The organism is Streptomyces bikiniensis (assembly GCF_000716625.1).
GTDB classification, from domain to species: domain Bacteria; phylum Actinomycetota; class Actinomycetes; order Streptomycetales; family Streptomycetaceae; genus Streptomyces; species Streptomyces bikiniensis.
In genome coordinates this window covers 161,608-181,153 of the sequence record NZ_JNXJ01000015.1, presented here as the reverse complement: position 1 = coordinate 181,153, position 19,546 = coordinate 161,608, and the positions used below count along the sequence as shown (strand labels likewise).

Below are 19,546 nucleotides of genomic sequence, written 5' to 3'. Positions count from 1 at the left end.
CGGGTGTGGTCCCCCTCCTGGTGGGAGGGGGACCACACCCGTTCCGTCAGTCCCGTACGGCGGCCGGCTCGCGGCGGCTGTCGGACCAGGCCGACCACAGTCCGGCGTAGTGTCCGCCCGCCGCGACCAGTTCGTCGTGGGTGCCGGTCTCGACGACCCGGCCCCCGTCGAGGACGACGATCCGGTCCGCCGCGGCGGCCTGCGGGAGCCGGTGGGCCACCATCAGGCCCGTGCGGCCCTCCAGGGCGCGCAGCGCGGCGGCCTCCAGGACCCGGGCGCCCGCGCTGCCCGCGTCGGCGGTGGCCTCGTCGAGGAGGGCGACCGGCGCGTCCGTGAGGACGAGCCGGGCCAGGGCCAGGTGCTGGGCCTGCGTCACCGTGAGCCGGTGGCCGCCCTCGCCCACGACCGTCGCGAGTCCCTCGGGGAGCGCGTCGGCCCACTCCAGTGCGCCGACGTGGTCCAGGGCCGCGCGCAGCTCCTCGTCCGTGGCCTCCGGACGGGCCAGGCGCAGGTCTTCGGCGAGGGTGCCGGAGAAGACGTGCACCTCCTGGCTGATCAGGGTGACGGCCCGCCGCACTCCGGCGGGGCCCAGTTCGCGGCTGTCCACGCCGCCCAGGGCGATCGTGCCGGACGCCGGCTCGTGGACGCCCGCGATCAGCTTGGCGAGCGTGGTCTTGCCCGCGCCGCTGGCGCCGACCAGGGCGACGCGCTCGCCGCACCGCACGTCGAGGTCCACCCCGTGGAGCACCGGGTGGCCGTCCACGTAGGCGTGGCCGAGGCCCGTCACCTTGACCGAGCCGTCCACCGGCGCGGCGGGCCGCGCCTCGGGCTCCCGCTCGGCCGGCAGGCTCGACACGCCGACCAGGCGGGCCAGGCTCGCCCCGGCGGACTGGGCGTCGTCGATGAGGAAGAGCGCGGCGTTGATCGGGTTGAACAGGCCGTGGAAGTAGAGCGCCGCCGCCGTGGCCGTGCCGATGCTCACCGAACCGGCGTCGACGAGGAGGAAGCCGGTGACGAGGATCGAGGCCATGCCCAGGAACTCGGCGGCGTTCAGACGGGAGAAGAAGCCGGAGACCAGGCGCATGCCGCTCGCCGCCAGGTCGACGGCCGCCCCCGACCGCTTCTCCAGCAGGTCCGCGTGGCGGTCGGCCAGCCGGAACGCCCGTACGGTGCGGACGCCGCCGACGCTGTCGAGCAGCTGGTGCTGGAGGGCGCCGGTCGCCACCCGGTGCTCGGCGTAGATCCTCGCCGCGCGCGGGATGTACCAGCGGACGGTCAGGACGTGCACCGGGACGGCGACGAGGACGGCGAGCAGGAACCGCCAGTCCAGGACGGTCAGGCCCACCAGGGTGAGGACGATGGTGAGGAAGGCGTTCGCGAACTCGGGCAGCGCCTGCCGGACCGCCCGCGCGATCAGCGTCACGTCGCCCGTCACCCGGGCCGTCAGGTCGCCCGAGCCGGCCTTCTCGACCCGTTCGAGCGGCAGCCGCAGCGCCCGCGCGATGAACCGCTCCCGCAGGTCCGCGAGGACCGTCTCGCCGAGCCGGGCCACCAGCGACTTGCCGACGGCGGTCGCCACGCCCCGGGCCACGGCCACCGCGAGGAGCAGCGCCATCGGCACGGTCAGCGCGGCCGTGCCGACGCGGTCCACGACCAGGTCCACGATCCGGCCCAGCAGCGGGGCGGTCAGCAGCCCGATGCCGGTGCCGGCGACCAGGACGGTCAGCGAGGCCACGGCGAGCAGCCGGTGGCGGCGCAGCAGCCCGCGCACGACGGCGAGGGTCTGCGCGCCGGTCGCGGTGGGCAGGAGGGCCCGCTCGGGCGCGCTGCCGGTCGTGCCGGTCGCGGTGGGCAGGGGCGCCCGCTCGGGCGTGCCGGATCCGCTCATCGTCCGTCCTTCGTCCTCGTCCTTCGCGCCGGCGCCCGGGGCGGTCGCGTCGCGGCCGGCCGTCATGCCAGCACCGCCGAGCGGTACGTCGCGTGGGAGGCGACGAGTTCCGGGTGGCTGCCCTCGGCGGTCACCCTCCCCCCGTCGAGCACCACCACGACGTCGGTCCCGGCGAGCAGGGCCGGGCTGGTGGTGACCAGGACCGTGGTGCGGCCCCGGCGCAGCTCCCGCAGCCGGACGGCGATGCGGGCCTCGGTGACCGTGTCGACGGCCGTGGTCGGGTCGTGGACGACCAGGACCGGCGGGTCGGCGGCCAGGGCCCGGGCGAGCGCGACCCGCTGGCGCTGGCCGCCGGAGAGCGAACGGCCCCGCTCGGCCAGGACGGTGTCCACGCCGTCGGGCAGGGCCTCGGCGACGTCGTCGGCCGCCGCGGCGGCGAGCGCCGGGCCGACGTCCGGCGCGTCGCCGTCCGCCCCGGCCCGTACGTTGGCGAGGAGGCTGTCCTCGAACAGGTCGGCGTCGTGGTGGGCGACCAGGACCGCCCGGCGGGCCTCGCCGGGGTCGAGGTCGGCCAGCGGGACGCCGTCGAGCTCCACGGTCCCGGCGTCGGGCTCCCGTTCGCGGCCCAGGCAGAGCAGCAGGTCGTTCGCGGCGGCCGGGTCCCGGGCGACCACGCCGACGACGCTGCCGGGCGCGACGTCGAGGTCGAGGCCGCGCAGCGCGCCGTGGGTCAGGCCCCGCAGCCGCAGCCGCCCGGCGACGGGGGAGGGGAGCGGGATCGTCCCGGCGGCGACGGCCGGGGGAGAGGCGAGCACTTCTGCGATCCGGTCGGCCGAGGCGCGGGCCTGCGCGAACTCGCCGTTGACGTAGGTGAGGAGCTGGAAGGGACCCAGGAGGTACTGGGCGAGGCCGACGGCCGCCACCAGCTCGCCCACGCTGATCGTGCCGCGCATCGCCAGATGGGCGCCGAACAGGCCGATCACCGCGATGAAGACGCCCGTCAGGGCGAGGATGGCCCCGTCGTGCCAGGCCCGGCTGTTCGCCGCCCGCAGCGCCGAGGCCAGCGAGCTCCGGCTCGTCTCCCGGTACCGGGCCACCGCCGCGCCCTCGGCGCCGATGCCCTTCAGGACGCGCAGCCCCGCCACCAGGTCGGCGGCGACCCCCGACGCGTGGGCGGCGTGCTCCTGCTCGGCCTCGCTGCGCCGCTCCAGCGGCCGGCTGATGAGATGGCCGATCCACAGCAGGGGCGGCACGCCGAGGAGGACGAGCAGCCCGAGCGGGACGGAGGTGCGGAGCAGGGCCACCGCGCTGACGGCGAGTCCGGCGAGCGCGGACAGCGCGTACGGCAGGGCGGAGGCGACCGAGCCGACCCGGCGGGCGTCGCCGGTCGCGACGGCGGTCAGCGCGCCCGGGAGCCGGCCGGTGTCGGCGCCGCCCCTCGGGTCGAGGACCCGGGCGGCGAGGTCCTGCCGGATCCGGTGCGCGGCGCTCTCGCCCGCCCCCTCGGCGAACCGGGCGGAGATCCGGTAGCAGGTGGAGAGCACCAGGAAGAGCGCGGCGAGGACGAGCAGCCAGCGCAGCAGCGCTCCGGCGGACCCGGTCCCCACCGCCTCGTCGATGGTCAGGCCGATGACGACCGGCACGAGGGCCTCGCACGCCTGGTGGGCCATGGCGAGGAGCGACGCCCCGCCGACCCGGCGGCGCTGGTCGCCGAGCGCTCTCCGGAGGACGTGGCCCCCCGTTGGTCCTCCAGCGGGCATGCGGAGCCTCCACGAAGAGAGAAGATGGTTAGGTAAGGCTACCTTGACGAGGAGTGCTGCCAAGAGGTCGAACAGGACACCGCGGGGCGCCGGGGACGCGTGCGCGACCGGCGGCCCGGAGGCCGCGTTGACCCGCCGGGGCGATGCGGTTAGGCTCACCTAAGTCGACCTGCTCGGCACGTCAAGTCGCGTGCGGCGCAACCGCCTTGGGCCCCACGGCCGGGCGGGGGCGCGAACCGCCGTCAGGGGGAGTGGCCGTTGTCCGTCGAAATCCAGACGGCGCCCGGAGGAAGGACCGACGGCCCCGGCGGGCCCGCCGCGCCCCCCGTGCGCCCGGCCACCGCCGCCCTGCGCGGCCTGGGACTCCTCGTGACGCTCGGAGCGCTGCTCCTCGTCTCCCTGCTCAGCGTCTGGGTGGGCACCCGGGGCATCCCCTTCGCCTCCACCTGGGAACTGCTGTGGCACCCCGACGGCTCCGAGGCCTCCGTCATCGTCCACGACTACCGCGTCCCCCGCACCCTCCTCGGCCTCCTCGTCGGAGCGGCGCTCGGCCTGTCGGGCGCGCTGATGCAGGCCCTGACGCGCAATCCGCTCGCCGACCCCGGACTGCTCGGGGTGAACCTGGGCGCCTCCGCCGGCGTCGTCGTGGCCATCGCCTTCCTGGGCGTGGCCTCGCCCCTCGGCTACGTCTGGTTCGCCCTCGCCGGAGCCGCCGCCGCCTCGGTCGGCGTCCACCTGCTCGGCTCCTCCGGCCGCACGCTCGCCACCCCCGACCGGCTCGTCGTCGCCGGAGCGGCCGTCACCGCCGTCCTGTACGCCTTCAACTGGGGCGTGCTGCTCTTCGACCCGGAGGCCTTCGACCAGTTCCGCTTCTGGACGGTCGGCTCCCTCGCGGGCCGCTACCACGACATCGTCCTCCTGGTCCTGCCGTTCGTCGCCACCGGCCTGGTCGTCGCGCTCCTCCTCGCCCCCTCCCTCAACGCCCTCGCCATGGGCGACCAGGTGGGGCGCGCCCTCGGCGTGAACGTCGGCCGCACCCGGCTCCTCGCCGCCCTCGCCGTGATGCTGCTGTGCGGGGCCGCCACCGCCGCCGCCGGACCGATCGGCTTCGTCGGCCTGGCCGTCCCGCACATCGCCCGCTTCGTCGTCGGCCCCGACCAGCGCTGGGTCCTCACGTACTCGATGCTCCTCGCCCCCGTCCTGCTCATCGGCTCCGACGTCCTCGGCCGCGTCCTCGGCGCCCCCGGCGAGGTCCAGGTCGGCATCGTCACCGCCTTCATCGGCGCCCCCCTGTTCATCGCGCTCTGCCGCCGACGGAAGCTGGTGATGCTGTGAGCGTTCCCGTACGAGAGGCGAAGGCCGCCGCGCCCGGACCGGCCGGGGCCCCCGCGCCCCGCGTCGTCGGCGGCCGGGTCGTCCGCGCCGGCCGCGGCGCCGTCTCCCTGCGCGTGCGGGGCCGCACCGTCGCCGTCACCGCCCTGCTGCTCGCCGCCCTGGTCCTCGTCGTCGGCACCACCCTCACCACCGGGGACTTCCCGCTCACCGTCGGGGAGGTCCTCCGCGCCCTCACCGGCAACGACACCGGGGCCGCCGACTTCGTCGTCAACACCCTCCGGATGCCCCGCGTCCTGACCGCGGTGTTCGTCGGAGCGGCCCTCGCCGTGAGCGGGGCGATCCTGCAGAGCCTCACCCGCAACTCCCTGGGCAGCCCCGACATCATCGGCTTCACCAACGGCTCCGCCGTCGGCGCCCTCGTCGTCATCGTCCTCCTGCACGGCAGCATGACCCAGATCGCCCTCGGCGCCCTGGCCGGCGGTCTCGCCACCGCCCTCGCCGTCCACCTCCTCATGATCGGCCGCGGACTCCAGGGCTTCCGCCTCGTCGTCATCGGAGTCGGCGTCAGCGCCCTGCTCCTCGCCGTCAACTCGTACCTGATCACCCGGGCCACCTTCCAGGAGGCCCTGGAGGCCCAGTCCTGGCTGATCGGCAGCCTCGGCAACCGGACGTGGACGCACGCCAACGCGATCGGCCTCGCCCTCGCCGTCCTGCTGCCCCCGGCCCTCCTCCTCTCCCGCCGCCTCGCCCTGGTGGAGATGGGGGACCTCACCGCCACCGCGCTCGGTGTGAACGTCCACCGCACCCGGACGACGCTCCTCGTCATCGGCGTCGCCCTCGCCGCGTTCGCCACCGCCGTGACCGGCCCCATCTGGTTCGTCGCCCTGGCCGCCCCCCAGGTGGTCCGCCGGCTCACCGGATCGCCCGCGCCCGCGCTCCTCTCCTCCGCCCTCATGGGCGCCGTCCTGCTCGCCCTGAGCGACCTCGTCGTCCAGCGGGCCTTCGCGCCCGCGCTCCTCCCCGTCGGCACGGCGACCGGCGCCCTCGGCGGGATCTACCTCATCCGGCTGCTGATCACCGAGTCGCGAAAGAGCCGCGCATGACCGCGAAGAACCCCTCCGGCCCCCGGCTGCGCGCCGAGGACCTCACCCTCTCCTACGACCGGCGGACGGTGGCCACCTCCCTCAGCGTCGACATCCCCGACCGCTCCTTCACGGTCATCGTCGGGCCCAACGCCTGCGGCAAGTCCACCCTCCTCTCGGCGCTCGCCCGGATGCTCACCCCCAAGGCCGGACAGGTCTACCTCGACGGCGCCGCCATCTCCTCGTACCGCTCCCGCGAGGTCGCCCGCCGCCTCGGCCTGCTCCCGCAGTCCTCCAGCGCGCCCGGCGGCATCACCGTCGGCGACCTCGTCGCCCGCGGCCGCTACCCGCACCAGCGGCTCCTGAAGCAGTGGTCCGCCGAGGACGAGGCGGCCGTCACCGAGGCCATGCGCCAGACCGGCGTCCTCGACCTCGCCGACCGGCCCGTCGACGACCTCAGCGGCGGCCAGCGCCAGCGCGTCTGGCTCTCCATGGTCCTGGCGCAGCAGACCTCCGTCCTGCTCCTCGACGAGCCCACCACCTTCCTCGACATCGCCCACCAGGTCGAGGTCCTCGACCTGTGCGCCGAACTCCACGCCCGCAAGGGCCACACCGTCGTGGCCGTCCTGCACGACCTCAACCAGGCCTGCCGCTACGCCACCCACCTCATCGTGATGCGCCCCGGCGGCGTCGTCGCCGCCCAGGGCGACCCGGCCGCCGTCATGACCGCCGAACTGGTCGAGGACGTCTTCGGACTGCCCTGCCGGATCATCGACGACCCCGAGACCGGCACCCCGCTCATGGTGCCCGCCGCACCCCGGCGGTACGACGCGGAGGGCACCACCGGCGGCACGGTGCTCACCAGGACGCCCTGAGGCAGGACCCCCGGGACGAGACCTCTGAGGCAGGACGCCCCCGGGACGAGCCCCCTGAGGCAGAACGCCCCGGGGCGAGACCCCTGAGGCAGAACGCCCCGGGGCGAGACCCCTGAGGCAGAACGCCCCGGGGCGAGACCCCTGACGCACGACCGAGGCACGACCCCCTAGGGACGGGACCCGCCCATGATGCTGTGCACCCGACTCACCAACGCGCGCTTCCTCACCATGGACCCCGACCACCCGATCGCCCACGACCTGGGCATCTGGCACGGCCGGATCGCCGGTCTCGACGAGGCCGTGAGCGGCCTGCCCGCGCGCGAGGTCGTCGACCTCCAGGGCGCCACCGTGCTCCCCGGCTTCATCGACAGCCACGTGCACCTGGCGTGGACGGGCCTGAAGGCGGCTTCCCCGAGCCTCGCCGGAGTCGAGCGGATCGAGGACGCCCTCGCCGTCGTCGCGGACGCGGTCGCCCGCAGGAACACGCCCGGCGCCTGGGTCCACGTCGGGGACTACGACCAGCGGGCCCTCGGCCGGCACCTGACCGCCGCCGACCTCGACCGGGTCGCCGCGGGCCACCGGATCTTCCTCATGCACACCTCCGGCCACGCCTGCGTCGTCAACGGCGCCGTCCTCGACCTGCTCCCCGCCGACGTCCCCCACGACGACGGGCTCCTCGTGGAGAGCGCGATGGGCGCCGTGCGCCGGCTCCGCCTCCCGTACGCGCAGGAGGAGCTGGCCGACGCCGTCGAGCACGCCGGGCGCGTCTGCCTCGCCGAGGGCGTCACCGCCTGCGCCGAGGCGGGCATCGGCGGCGGACTGCTCGGCCACAGCCCCGCCGAGCTCGGCGCCTACCAACTCCTGCGGGACCGGGGGCGGCTGCCCCTGCGCGTCCAGCTCATGCCGGGCGCCGACACCCTCAAGCCGCTCGGCGCCCACGAGCGGGACGGCATCCCCCGCGGCCTCGACCTCGGCCTGCGCACGGGCTTCGGGGACGACTGGCTCTCCGTCGGGGCCCTCAAGATCTACACCGACGGCGGCATGATGGCCCGTACGGCCGCGCTCACCGAGCCGTACGAGGGCACGGACGGCACCGGGCAGCTCCAGGCCGACCCCGAGCACCTCGCCTCCCTCATCGTGGACGGACACCTCGCCGGCTGGCAGCTCGCCGTCCACGCCATCGGGGACCGCGCCGCCGACCTCGCCCTGGACGCCCTGGAACGGGCCCAGGAGCTGCGGCCCCGCCCCGACGCCCGCCACCGGATCGAGCACGCCGGCCTGATCCGGCCCGACCAGCTCCCGCGCCTCGCCCGGCTCGGCCTCGGCGCCGTCGTCCAGCCCAACTTCCTGCGGTACTTCGGCGACGACTACGCCACGGTCATGGGCCCGCGCCGGGCCCCCTGGATGTACCGGGGACGCGGCTTCCTCGACCACGGCGTCACGCTCGTCGGCAGCTCCGACCGGCCCGTCGCCGACGGATCGCCGCTGCGGGCGATCCAGTTCATGGTCGAGCGGGCCTCCCTCTCCGGCCGCCCGATCGGCCCGGACGAGGCGATCACCGTCGACGAGGCCCTGCACGCCTACACGGTCGCCGGCGCCCACGCCTGCCGGTGGGACGACAGCGCGGGCAGCCTGACCCCGGGCAAGCGCGCGGACCTCGTCGTCCTCGGCGACGACCCGCACGCCGTCGACCCCTCCCGGATCGGGGACATCGAGGTCGTGGCGACCTTCGTGGACGGCCGGGAGGCGACGGAGGGGAAGAACCTGTGAGCGCCCCCCGGCCCCCGGGCCGACACCCGGCCCGGCCGCGGGCCCGGGCGCCGGGTCCGCCGCCGCCCGGTCAGCTCCGCCAGGCGGGTACGGCCGGCAGCGGGCCGGGCGGGTCGAGGGTGAGGCCGTGTCCGGCCGCGCGGCCGGTCAGCCAGCCCAGGAGGGCCGACGCCGGTCCCGACACCCGTGGCCCGCGCCCGTCGCCGACCGGGCGCAGCACCCGGTCCTCGTCGGCGATCAGCACCATGCCGGGCACGTCGTCGCGCTCCCGCAGCCCGGCCGCCGTGGTCGCGAGTTCACGGGCGACGAAGAACGGGGGCCAGTCCGCGGGCCGGTGACCGCACCCCAGGTCGGTGTGGTGCACCTCCACCTCGCGCAGCATGCTGCCGACCGCGCCCCGCACGGGGCGCGTCCTCCCGCCCAGCCGGCGCACCGGCACCTCCCACGCCGCCTCCGGGTGCTCGGCGGCGGCCGTCAGGAACCCGCCCAGCGCACCGCGCAGGTCCGCCGCCGGCGCGGCGGCCGACCGCCCGGCTCCCTCGTCGATCTCCCGCTCCCGCTGCGCCTCGTCGTCGTACTGCGCGAGGTCCGCGCCCGTACGGGCGGCGGTCAGCAGCCGGGTGCGCGAGTCGGCGCTGCGGGCGACGTGCGTGAGCACGTGCGCACGGGTCCAGCCGGGCAGCAGCGAGGGGGCCCGCACGTCGTCGTCCGTCAGGGCCGCCGCCGAGCCGTGCAACCGCTCCACGGACGTGCGCAGCAAGGGCAGCAGGGCGGCGGGCGCCGCACTCCCGTCGTACGTCATGGTCTGTCTCCGTCCGGTGTCCGCGCGTCCCCGCACCGGTTCCCCGGAAACCGGCCCGCACCCCGCCGTCCGGGCCCGATCCGGAAGGGACTCCCCGAGGGGGCGCCCGGTGGAAACGCCGGTGCGGCACGACGGAGGGCGGGCCCGGAGCGCCCGTACGGCTCCGGGCCCGCCCTCCGGCCGCGCTCAGGCGTCCAGCGCCTTCGCCAACGCCGCCACAAGCCCGTCGATCTGCTCGTCCGTCACCGTCAGGGCGGGAGCGAGCCGTACGGTGGCCGGGCCCGCCGCGTTGACCAGGAAGCCGGCGTCCTGGGCCGCCCGCCGGACCTGCGCGGCCCGCGGTTCGGTGAGGACGACGCCCAGGAGGAGGCCTGCGCCCCGCACCTCGGCGACGCCCGGATGCCCCAGCCCCTCGACGCCCCGGCGCAGCCGCTCGCCCGCCCGTACGGCACGGGCGAGCAGCCCCTCGGCCCCGACGGTCCGCAGGACGGCGAGCCCGGCCGCGCACGCGATCGGGTTGCCGCCGAACGTGGAGCCGTGCTGACCGGGCCGCAGGAGCCCGGCCGCCGACCCGAAGGCCACCGTCACGCCGATCGGGAGCCCGCCGCCCAGGCCCTTCGCGAGGGCGACCACGTCGGGGTCCACGTCCTGGTCCGCCTGGTGCGCGAACCAGTGGCCGGTCCGGCCGATCCCGGTCTGCACCTCGTCCAGGACGAGCAGCGTGCCGGTCGCCCGGGTGATCTCCCGCGCGGCCCGCAGGTACCCCCCGGGCGCGGGCACGACCCCGCCCTCGCCCTGGACCGGTTCGAGGACGACCGCCGCCGTCTCCTCCGTGACGGCCGCGCGCAGCGCCTCGACGTCCCCGAACGGGACGTGCGTCACCCCGCCGGGCAGCGGCAGGAACGGCTCGCGCTTCGCCGGCTGGCCGGTGAGGGCGAGCGCTCCCATGGTGCGCCCGTGGAACCCGCCCTCGGCGGCGACCACGTGCGGACGGCCCGTCCGGCGGGCGATCTTGAAGGCCGCTTCCAGCGCCTCCGCGCCCGAGTTCGCGAAGAAGACCCTGCCCCGCCGGCCGAAGAGCCGGAGCAGCTCCTCGGCCAGGGCGACGGGCGGCTCGGCGACGAACAGGTTCGACACGTGACCGAGCCGTCCGGCCTGCTCCCGGACGGCCGCGACGACGGCCGGATGGGCGTGGCCCAGGGTGTTGACCGCGATCCCGCCGGTGAAGTCGGTGTACGTACGGCCCGACTCGTCCTCGACGGTGCTGCCCTCGCCCCGGACCAGGGCCAGCGGGGGAGTGCCGTAGGTGTCCATCATGACCGCGCGCCAGCGGTCCGTGAGGGTCCTCGTGCTGTCGGCGGCGGTCACGCGTCGTCCTCCTCGGAAGGGGAAGCGGGTACGGGGGCGGAGGGACGCTCGGGGTCCGGGACCACGGTGGTGCCCGGCCCGTCCGCGGCGAAGACGCCGCCGAGGAGCGCGTGCGGCACCCGCCCGTCGACGACCCGGGCCGCGCGGACGCCCCCGCGGACCGCCCGCAGACAGCCCTCCATCTTCGGGAGCATGCCGCTCGCCAGGTCCGGGAGCAGCGCGTCCAGTTCACCGGCCGTCAGCCGGGCGACGACCTCGGTGCTGCGCGGCCAGTCCGCGTACAGGCCCTCGACGTCGGTCAGGACCACGAGCCGGTCCGCGCCGAGCGCCACGGCGAGCGCGGAGGCGGCGAGGTCGGCGTTGACGTTGTAGACCTCCCCGTCCTCGCCCCGCGCGACCGGGGAGACGACGGGGATGCGGCCCGCCTCCAGGAGGGCGCGCACGGCGGCGGTCTCCACGGCCACGACCTCGCCGACGAGACCGATGTCCACGGACCGGCCGTCCACCCGCGCGGGGCGCCGCACGGCGGTCATGGTGTGCGCGTCCTCGCCCGACAGGCCCACGGCGAAGGGACCGTGGGCGTTGAGGGCGCCGACCAGCTCCCGCTGCACCTGCCCGGTCAGCACCATGCGGACCACGTCCATGGTCTCGGGCGTGGTCACCCGCAGGCCCGCCTCGAAGCGGACCTCCAGGTCGAGCCGGTCGAGCATGGCGCTGATCTGCGGTCCGCCGCCGTGCACGACGACCGGCCGCAGGCCCGCGTGCCACAGCTCCACGACGTCCTGCGCGAAGGTCCGGTGCAGCGCCGGGTCCACCATGGCGTTGCCGCCGAACTTGACGACGACCGTCCGGCCCCTGAGCTCCTCGGCCCAGGGCAGGTCGGCGGCCGCGGTGACCGTTCCCGCGGCCGGAGTTCCGGCCGGGGCTCCGCCCGGCCGTGCGTGGGGGAGCGTCCCCGTCCGTGTCGTCCCGGGCCCGCTCATGAGCTGTACGCGCTGTTCTCGTGGACGTACTCGGCCGTCAGGTCGTTGGTCCAGACGACCGCCGACGCGTCGCCGGAGCGCAGGTCGGCGGTGATCGTGATCCGCCGGTCCGACAGGTCGACCTCGTCCCGGGGCTCGCCCGCCGCGCCGTCCCGGCACACCCACACCCCGTTGATCGCCACGTCGAGCCGGTCCGGGTCGAAGACGGCCGCCGTGGTGCCGATCGCGGAGAGCACCCGGCCCCAGTTGGGGTCCTCGCCGTGCAGGGCGCACTTGAGGAGGTTGTTGCGGGCGACGGAGCGGGCCACCTCGACGGCGTCCTCCTCGGAGACCGCGCCGACGACGTGCACCTCGATCTCCTTGGAGGCGCCCTCGGCGTCCGCCACCAGCTGCCCGGCCAGGTCCCCACGTCGGCGTCGGTGGTGAGGACGACGAGCATGGTGGCGAGGCCGGGGGCGAGCATGCCGGCGCCCTTGGCCATGCCGCCGACCGTCCAGCCGTCCCGGGTCACCACGGCGGTCTTGTGGACCGAGTCCGTCGTCCTGATCGCGACGGCCGCGTCCTCGCCGCCGTCCGGCGAGAGCAGCCGCCCGGCGGCGTCGACGCCCGCGAGGAGGCGGTCCATCGGCAGCCGTACGCCGATCAGTCCGGTGGAGCAGACCGCGACCTCGCGCGGTTCCACGCCCACCGCGTCCGCCGTCCGCTCGGCCGTCAGACGCGTGTCGACGGCGCCGGCCTGTCCCGTACAGGCGTTGGCGCCGCCGGAGTTGAGGACGACGGCCGATATCCGGCCGTCGGCCAGGACGCGCCGGGACCAGCGCACGGGCGCGGCCTGGACGCGGTTGGAGGTGAAGACGCCGGCGGCGGCGCGCGACGGCCCCCGGTTCACCACCAGGGCCAGATCGGGGTCACCGGACTCCTTGATGCCGGCGGCGATGCCGCAGGCGAGGAACCCCTGTGCAGCGGTCACACTCACGGTGCTTCTCCGTTCTCCCCCAGGGCCGGCGCCTGGGCGGTGCCCCCGTCTCCGCCCACACGGCGCGGAGGTGCGGGCTTCGTCGTCTTCTGCGGACCGGTGGCTGTGCGCGCGTCGCTCACGGAGCCGCTCCGTTCACGGGCAGGCCCAGCCGTTCCGGCAGGCCGAGGGCGACGTTCATGCTCTGCACCGCGCCGCCCGCGGTGCCCTTCGTCAGGTTGTCGACGGCGCTGACGCAGACCAGCCGGCCGGCGTCCGGGTCCACGGCGATCTGCACCTGGACCGTGTTGGAACCGAGGACGGCGGCGGTCGAGGGCCACTGCCCGGGCGGCAGCAGCCGGACGAACGGCTCGCCGGCGTAGGCGGATTCGTAGGCCTCGCGCACCGCGTCGGGGCCCGCCGCGAGCGCTTCGGGGCGGAGCCGCGCCGAACAGGTGGCGAGGATGCCCCGGGGCATGGGGGCGAGGGTCGGGGTGAAGGAGACGGTGACCCGCTCGCCGGCCACCAGGGAGAGGTTCTGGACGAGTTCGGGGGTGTGCCGGTGGCCGCCGCCGACCCCGTACGGGCTCATGGAGCCCATCACCTCGGCGCCGAGGAGGTGCGGCTTGAGGGCCCGTCCGGCGCCCGAGGTCCCGCTGGCCGCGACGACCACGACCTCCGGCTCCACGAGCCGCGCCGCGTGCGCGGGGAACAGCGCGAGCGTGACCGCCGTGGGATAGCAGCCGGGCACGGCGATGCGTGTGGAGCCCTTCAACTCCTCGCGAGCGCCCGGGAGTTCCGGGAGACCGTACGGCCAGGTCCCGGCGTGCTCGGAGCCGTAGAAGCGCTCCCAGGCGGCCGGGTCGCGCAGACGGAAGTCCGCCCCGCAGTCCACGATCAGCGTCTCGGGGCCCAACTCCCGCGCGTACGCGGCGGACTGCCCGTGCGGCAGGGCCAGGAAGACCACGTCGTGGCCGCGCAGCGCGGCCGCCGAGGTCTCGCCGAGGACCCGGTCCGCGAGCTCCGCCAGCTGCGGTTGTACGGAGCCGAGCGTCCGGCCCGCGCTGCTGTGCGCGGTCACCGCGCCGATCTCCACGCCGGGATGCGACAGCAGCAGGCGGAGTGTCTCCCCGCCCGCGTAGCCGCTCGCACCGGCCACCGCGACCCTTACGGTCATGTTCTTCCGTCTCTCTGCCGTACGTGTGGGGGGCGCCGCCCCGGGGAGGGGGCCGCGGAGTGCCGTTCCAGGGTGGGCGCGCGGGGTTGCCGGCGCGGGCCCCCGGCGGTGCGTCCCGGCGAACGCCTCGCGGCGTCCTGCCGGACGGGACCGCGCGCCCGGGGCCCGGCCCCGCGCGCCTCCGGCCCTCGCGGGCCGGGGAGCGCCGCGGACCGAACGCCGTTCGCGGCCCGGTTCGCGTCCCCGCCCGTCCTGCCGTTCGCGCCCTCGGTCGTGTCCTCGTCCGTGGAATCGTTCGCGTCCTTCGGGAAGAACGCGAAAAGCGGATGTGCCCGCACCCCCTCACCCTTCGATCGGGACTTAGCTGAGCCTAACCTAAGTTGAGCTTTCGTGGGGCTCGCAGGTCCGGTCCACCGATGGGCCGGTCCTGTCGAGCGCCCCGGACGGGCCCGGCGTAGGGTCCGGATATGGGAGAGCCCGCGGGCGCGGACGCCGAGGACGTCTTCGGCGCGGGATGGTTGGACGCCGTCCTCGCCGACGTGATGCGCGACACCGGCGCCTCGGTCGGTCTGGTGTACCTCCGGGTCCCGGGGGAGGGCATGCTGCGCCTGGCCCTGGTGTCGGGCGTCTCCCAGGAGATCGCGGCCCCCTGGGTCCGCATCCCGGCCGACGCGCCGATCCCGGTGGTCGACGCCATGCGCGACCGCGCGCTCGTCTGGCTGGGGGGACAGCAGGAGATCGCCCGCCGCTACCCGCGCCTGGGGATCGTGCTGCCGTACGACTTCCTCCTCGCCGCCGCCCCGATCGCCGACGACACCGCCGTGCGGGGCGGGATCGTCCTGCTCTGGCCGGTCTGGCACCCGCCCCACCTCGACGAGCACGAGCGCGCGGCGCTCGACGCCTGCGGCCGCCGGGCGGCCCGCCTGCTGCGCCGGGCGGCCGAACGGGGACCGGCCTCCTATCCGGCCGAACCGCGCGTCGTGCACCCGGCCGGGCTCCCGGAGGCCGACCCCGTCCTCGCCCGGTCCGCCCTCCGCTTCACCGAGCGGCTGCCCGTCGGGTGCTGCGCCCTGGACCTCGACGGACGCCTCACCTTCCTCAACACCGCCGCCGCCGAACTGCTCCAGGCGGGCGCGGCGGCGCTGCTCGGCAGGCGCCCGTGGGAGGTGCTGCTCTGGCTGAACGACCCCGTCTTCGAGGACCGCTACCGCGCGGCGGTGGTCACCCGCCAGCCGATGTCGTTCACCGTCGTGCGGCGGCCGGCGACCCGGCTGCTGTTCGAGCTGTACCCGGACGCCACCGGCATCAGCGTCCACGTCACCCGGGTGGCGGGGCCCTCCGTCGCGGACGAGGGGGAGGGGGCCGGCAGGGAGCCCGGGGCCGGCGCGGCGGCCCCGCCCGGCGCCCCGGCCGCGTCGTATTCGACCCCGAACCCGGCCCCGGCCCCGTTCGAGGGCTCCGGAGGGACCGCGGGCGGCGCGGCCCCGGCCTCCCGCCCCGCCGAGCCCGTGGGCGCCGGGGCCGTGTACCGCCTCATGCACCTGGCGGCGACCCTGGCGGAGGCGGCCGGCGTCCACGACGTCGTCGAGCTCGTCGCCGACCAGATCGTGCCCGCCTTCGGCCCGCAGGGCCTCGTCCTGATGAGCGCGGACGAGGGGCGGCTGCGGATCATCGGACACCGCGGCTACAGCCGGGAGTTCGTGGACCGGTACGACGGCACGCCGCTGACGGCCGAGGTCGCCGACGCCCAGGTCCTCGCCACCGGCGTCCCGCTCTTCTTCACCAGCCCCGAGGACCTGTACCGCGCCCACCCCCACGCCCCGCGCTACGAGGACCGCTCCGCCTGGGCGTTCCTGCCGCTGATCGCCTCCGGCCGCCCGGTGGGCTCCCTGATCCTCTCGTACGCCCGGCCGCGCCCCTTCCCGGCGGCCGAGCGGGCCATGCTCACCTCCCTGGCGGGCCTGATCGCCCAGGCCCTCGCCCGGGCCCGGCTCTACGACGCCAAGCACTCCCTCGCGCGCAGCCTCCAGACCAGCCTGCTCCCGCACGGCCTGGTCCCGCTCCCGGGCGTCGAGGTCGCCGCCCGCTATCTGCCGGCGGGTCACGGCATGGACGTCGGCGGCGACTTCTACGACCTCATCCGCGCCGCGCCCGACACCGTCATCGCCGTCATCGGCGACGTCCAGGGGCACGACCCGAACGCCGCCGCCCTCATGGGGCAGGTGCGCACCGCCGTCCACGCGCACGCGACGGCCGGCGCGTCCCCCGGCGACATCCTCGCCCGCACCAACCGGCTCCTGAACGACCTGGACCCGGACCGCTTCACCAGCTGCCTGATCGTCGAACTCGACCTGGCCCGCCACCGCCTCCGGCTCGCCACGGCGGGCCATCCGCCCCCGCTGCTGCGCGCGCCCGACGGCCGCACCCGCCTCCTGGAGGCCCCGCCGGGCCTCCTCCTCGGGATCGCCCCGGACGTCGAGTACGCCACCGCGGAGGTGCCCTGGGAGGCCGGTTCGGTCCTCGCCCTCTACACCGACGGCCTCGTGGAGGCGCCCGGGGTCGACATCGGCACGGCCACGGCGGAGCTGTCCGGCCGCCTCGCCCGGTCTCGGCCCGGGGACCTGGACTCCCTCGCGGCCGATCTGATCCGGCACGTGAAGGACCCCGCGCACCGCACCGACGACGTCGCGCTCCTGCTCGTCCGCCGCGAGTCCTGACCGCCGCCTTCCACGCCGCCCGGGCCCTCCCCCTTGCTGAACCTATCGAATATCGATAGCTTGTTATCGGTTTTCGATCGAAGGGGATGTCATGGGAAAGCTGACGGTGCTCGCGCTGCGCGCCGTGCTCGCGGGGCTGCTCGCGGGTTCGGTCTTCGTGGAGGCGGTGATGGTGCCGCTCCTGGCCGCCGACCTGAACGGGCTGAGGCCGGAGTACGCGTACCTCCGCACGCCGGTGCTCGTGCTCCTGGTCCTGGGCGCGCTGACGGCGCAGACCGTCCTGGTCTGCGTGTGGCGGCTCGTGACGATGGTGCGGCGCGGCACGGTGTTCTCGCACGCGGCCTTCCGGTACGTGGACGTCGTCACCGGCGCCTTCGCGGCGGGCGCCGCCCTGGTGTTCGCGTTCGCCGTGCTCCTGGCGCCCGGGGAGGCCGCCGCCCCGGGCGTCGTGCTCCTGATCTGCGGGGCGAGCCTGGCGGTCCTGGGCGTGGCCCTGATCGTGCTCGTGCTGCGGATGCTGCTCGCCCAGGCCGTCGAGCGCGAGGCCGAGGCGAAGCGGATGCGGGCCGAGCTCGCCGAGGTGATCTGATGCCGATCGTCGTGGACGTCGACGTGATGCTGGCCCGGCGCAAGATGTCCGTGGGCGAACTCGCGGAACGCGTGGGCATCACCCCGGCCAACCTCGCCGTGCTCAAGAACGGGCGCGCCAAGGCGGTGCGCTTCACCACCCTCGCCGCCCTCTGCGAGGTCCTCGACTGCCAGCCGGGCGACCTGCTCCGCTGGGAACCGGAGCCCGGGGCGGACGCGGAAGCCGCCGGGGACGCCGTGGCGGCGGTCGGGGAGAGCACCTGACGGCGGGTCGGCCCACCGCCTCCGGAGCCGTACGGCGAAAGCGGCGCCCCGGCCCGGGCCCTCGGCCGGCCGGGTCCCGGGCCGGATCCGGCGCCGGTTCGCCTCCCGGAAGGACCCCTGGGCCGGTTACGGCACCGTGGTCTCCGACGCCGCGGAGCCCGAGCGGGTCCGCGCACTGCGCGTCCCCGTCGTCGACACGCCTCCCGAGGACTTCCGCACCGCCGCCGACCCGGCCCACGACCCCCAGCGGTTCGTCCAGTGCCGGAACGACGGCCCGGAACCCGTGATCGAGGCCACCGGCCACCTGCACCACCCGGAACGGGCCGGCCCCGCCCGCCTGACGGAGAGCGGCCGGCGGTCCTCCCCCTCGCTCCGGCAGCGCCGCTTCCCCGGCGCCACGGGGGAGGCGGCGCTACGCGAGGACGGCCGCCCACACGCTCGTCGGAGAGCTTCAGGAGCCGGGCGTCGACCCGGCCGACCTCGTCCGCAGCGGGACCGTGACCGGCCGCGGCCACGGCTTCCCCATCGACCTGCCGGGGACGGGCGCCCGCCGCGACCCCCGCGCCTGGCCTACCGCACGCCCCGGGCGGGCTCCACGGGATCGAGCGGCGCCCGGAGCGCGCTCCGGTCCTCCGCCCAGGCCGCCAGCACCCGGTCCCCGAGCCGGTCCTCCAGGAGGACGGTGGCCGCGATGCCGAGGGCGACGTCGGACGCGAGGTCCGGCTCGTCCTCCAGGAGGCCGCCCACGGCCTCCCGGCGCACCAGCTGCTCGTGGACGGCGTCGGCCTCCACGTGCTCGTCGTAGTACCGCTCCGCCGCCGGCCCCGCGCCCGTCCGCCGCATCGCCTCGACGAGCCGGCCGGCGGCGGGCGGTGAGGTCACCTCGACCACGGCGAAGTGCCCCACCAGCGCGCCGCGCAGCCGCCGGTGCAGGGCGAGGAAGGTCGACAGGTTCACGGCCGCCAGCGTCTCGGCCCCCACCGCGTCCACGTACCGCCCGTACGCCGGGTCGAGCCCCAGGTCCACCATCAGCTCGGCGTAGAGCCGCTCGTGCATGCGGTCGGCGCGCCCGCAGCCGAACTCGTCGTACTCGATCGCCACCATCGCCGCCTTGGCCCGGCCGCGCAGCCGGGGGACCACCCAGAGGTACGGGTCGGCCTCCCGGAGCTGCGACACGGAGCGGAGCGCCGCGTACTCCCGCACCTGCCACCGCTCCCCCCGCGAGGCGAGGAACGCGGAGACGCCGGTGGCCTCGGCGGGCTCCACCAGAAGGGCGCCCAGCTCCTCGTCCACGTTCTCGCGGTGCCGGCAGTCGTGCCGCAGCGCGCTCTCGAAGCGGTGCTCCAGGAGGGCGCGGGTCCTGAGCAGGTGCGGATCCCATTCGAGGGTGTCGGGAACCCCGTCGTACCCCCGGTAGTGCAGGGCGTAGCAGAGGTGCAGGGCCAGCTGGAGGTCCTCGCCGTACGGATCGCAGCGCGCGATCTCCGGGCCGTCGGGCAGCGCCCCGGGGTCACCGAGCAGCCGCCGCCGGACCGCCCGCGACACCTCGCCGCGGGCCTCGGGGACTTCCGGCGCGCCGGAGGCCGTACGGACGGTCTGCGGGGCGGTGGTCATGGGGTCGGGTCCTCCGGGGAGTCGGCCGCCGGGCGGGAGCGCCGCTGCCGGTGGCGGTGGCTGGTGTCGCAGAACGGGGCCCGCTTGCTCCGCCGGCACGTGCACAGCGCGACCATCGGCCGCTCGCAGTGCCGCACCGATCCGTCGGGCATGACGACGTCCACCGGCCCCTCGACGAGCATCGGCCCGTCGTCCAGCGGGCGGACCAGGGTCGGCGCGCTCCGCGCCGGGCCTTCAGCCCGCTCCGGGGGCACGGCCCCGGGCCGTACGTCCGGGGAAGGGGACATGGCACACCACCCATCGGCTGTCTCGTTTCCTCTGCTGCGCGGCTGCCCCGCCGGACCGCGCCCATGCGCGGGCGGTGCGGC

Annotated in this window: 15 protein-coding genes and 1 pseudogene; 7 read left to right on the top strand and 9 right to left on the bottom strand. The window is 76.1% G+C overall.

Annotated features, from left to right (window positions below; all coding sequences use genetic code 11):
- Window positions 1–46 precede the first annotated feature (46 nt).
- Both OO47_RS14090 and OO47_RS14085 read right to left on the bottom strand, forming a co-directional pair.
- Complete coding sequence (locus OO47_RS14090; RefSeq protein WP_106969404.1) at window positions 47–1,888, bottom strand: ABC transporter ATP-binding protein; 1,842 nt, start codon at window positions 1,886–1,888, stop codon at window positions 47–49.
- A 62-nt stretch (window positions 1,889–1,950) separates the two neighbouring features.
- Complete coding sequence (locus tag OO47_RS14085; RefSeq protein ID WP_030213612.1) at window positions 1,951–3,648, bottom strand: ABC transporter ATP-binding protein; 1,698 nt, start codon at window positions 3,646–3,648, stop codon at window positions 1,951–1,953.
- 258 nt (window positions 3,649–3,906) lie between these two features.
- Here OO47_RS14085 and OO47_RS14080 point away from each other — a divergent pair, with 258 nt between their 5' ends.
- The 4 genes from OO47_RS14080 (at window position 3,907) to OO47_RS14065 (ending at window position 8,710) form a co-directional block, all read left to right on the top strand.
- Entirely contained in the window at window positions 3,907–4,983 is a 1,077-nt protein-coding gene (locus OO47_RS14080) for a FecCD family ABC transporter permease (RefSeq protein WP_030213611.1), read from the top strand.
- A complete protein-coding gene (locus OO47_RS14075; RefSeq protein ID WP_051715982.1) occupies window positions 4,980–6,086 on the top strand; it encodes a FecCD family ABC transporter permease in 1,107 nt (368 codons plus the stop codon). The genes OO47_RS14080 and OO47_RS14075 overlap by 4 nt, the downstream gene beginning before the upstream one ends.
- Complete coding sequence (locus OO47_RS14070; RefSeq protein ID WP_030213600.1) at window positions 6,083–6,940, top strand: ABC transporter ATP-binding protein; 858 nt, start codon at window positions 6,083–6,085, stop codon at window positions 6,938–6,940. The genes OO47_RS14075 and OO47_RS14070 overlap by 4 nt, the downstream gene beginning before the upstream one ends.
- Before the next feature lie 189 nt (window positions 6,941–7,129).
- Window positions 7,130–8,710: an amidohydrolase gene (locus OO47_RS14065; protein ID WP_030213597.1), complete on the top strand. Its 1,581-nt coding sequence runs from the start codon at window positions 7,130–7,132 to the stop codon at window positions 8,708–8,710.
- Between the two features lie 70 nt (window positions 8,711–8,780).
- Here OO47_RS14065 and OO47_RS14060 read toward each other — a convergent pair whose 3' ends face one another.
- From OO47_RS14060 to argC, 5 genes and pseudogenes are all read right to left on the bottom strand, one after another.
- Window positions 8,781–9,512: a maleylpyruvate isomerase family mycothiol-dependent enzyme gene (locus OO47_RS14060; protein WP_051715980.1), complete on the bottom strand. Its 732-nt coding sequence runs from the start codon at window positions 9,510–9,512 to the stop codon at window positions 8,781–8,783.
- Between the two features lie 186 nt (window positions 9,513–9,698).
- Complete coding sequence (locus OO47_RS14055; protein WP_234323182.1) at window positions 9,699–10,829, bottom strand: acetylornithine transaminase; 1,131 nt, start codon at window positions 10,827–10,829, stop codon at window positions 9,699–9,701.
- Between the two features lie 47 nt (window positions 10,830–10,876).
- The gene (gene argB, locus OO47_RS14050; protein ID WP_078489645.1) at window positions 10,877–11,863 is read right to left on the bottom strand and encodes an acetylglutamate kinase; all 987 of its coding nucleotides are present in this window, start codon (window positions 11,861–11,863) and stop codon (window positions 10,877–10,879) included.
- A pseudogene (locus tag OO47_RS33360) lies at window positions 11,860–12,839 on the bottom strand (bifunctional glutamate N-acetyltransferase/amino-acid acetyltransferase). Before OO47_RS33360 ends, argB begins: the two are co-directional and overlap by 4 nt.
- Before the next feature lie 118 nt (window positions 12,840–12,957).
- The gene (gene argC, locus OO47_RS14040) at window positions 12,958–13,995 is read right to left on the bottom strand and encodes an N-acetyl-gamma-glutamyl-phosphate reductase (protein ID WP_030213587.1); all 1,038 of its coding nucleotides are present in this window, start codon (window positions 13,993–13,995) and stop codon (window positions 12,958–12,960) included.
- A 467-nt stretch (window positions 13,996–14,462) separates the two neighbouring features.
- Between argC and OO47_RS14035 the strand changes: the two genes are divergently transcribed.
- The 3 genes from OO47_RS14035 (at window position 14,463) to OO47_RS14025 (ending at window position 17,564) form a co-directional block, all read left to right on the top strand.
- Window positions 14,463–16,712, top strand: a complete 2,250-nt coding sequence (locus OO47_RS14035; RefSeq protein WP_030213584.1) for a PP2C family protein-serine/threonine phosphatase — start codon at window positions 14,463–14,465, stop codon at window positions 16,710–16,712.
- A 91-nt stretch (window positions 16,713–16,803) separates the two neighbouring features.
- Window positions 16,804–17,301, top strand: a complete 498-nt coding sequence (locus tag OO47_RS14030; protein ID WP_030213580.1) for a DUF2975 domain-containing protein — start codon at window positions 16,804–16,806, stop codon at window positions 17,299–17,301.
- On the top strand, window positions 17,301–17,564 hold the full coding sequence (locus OO47_RS14025) for a helix-turn-helix domain-containing protein (protein ID WP_030213576.1): 264 nt from the start codon (window positions 17,301–17,303) through the stop codon (window positions 17,562–17,564). The genes OO47_RS14030 and OO47_RS14025 overlap by 1 nt, the downstream gene beginning before the upstream one ends.
- Before the next feature lie 570 nt (window positions 17,565–18,134).
- On the opposite strand, the gene OO47_RS14020 is transcribed toward OO47_RS14025, so the two are convergent.
- Together OO47_RS14020 and OO47_RS34990 are read right to left on the bottom strand one after the other, a co-directional pair.
- Complete coding sequence (locus tag OO47_RS14020; protein WP_030213573.1) at window positions 18,135–19,178, bottom strand: iron-containing redox enzyme family protein; 1,044 nt, start codon at window positions 19,176–19,178, stop codon at window positions 18,135–18,137.
- The gene (locus OO47_RS34990) at window positions 19,175–19,465 is read right to left on the bottom strand and encodes a CDGSH iron-sulfur domain-containing protein (protein ID WP_078489644.1); all 291 of its coding nucleotides are present in this window, start codon (window positions 19,463–19,465) and stop codon (window positions 19,175–19,177) included. Before OO47_RS34990 ends, OO47_RS14020 begins: the two co-directional genes overlap by 4 nt.
- Window positions 19,466–19,546: the final 81 nt, after the last annotated feature.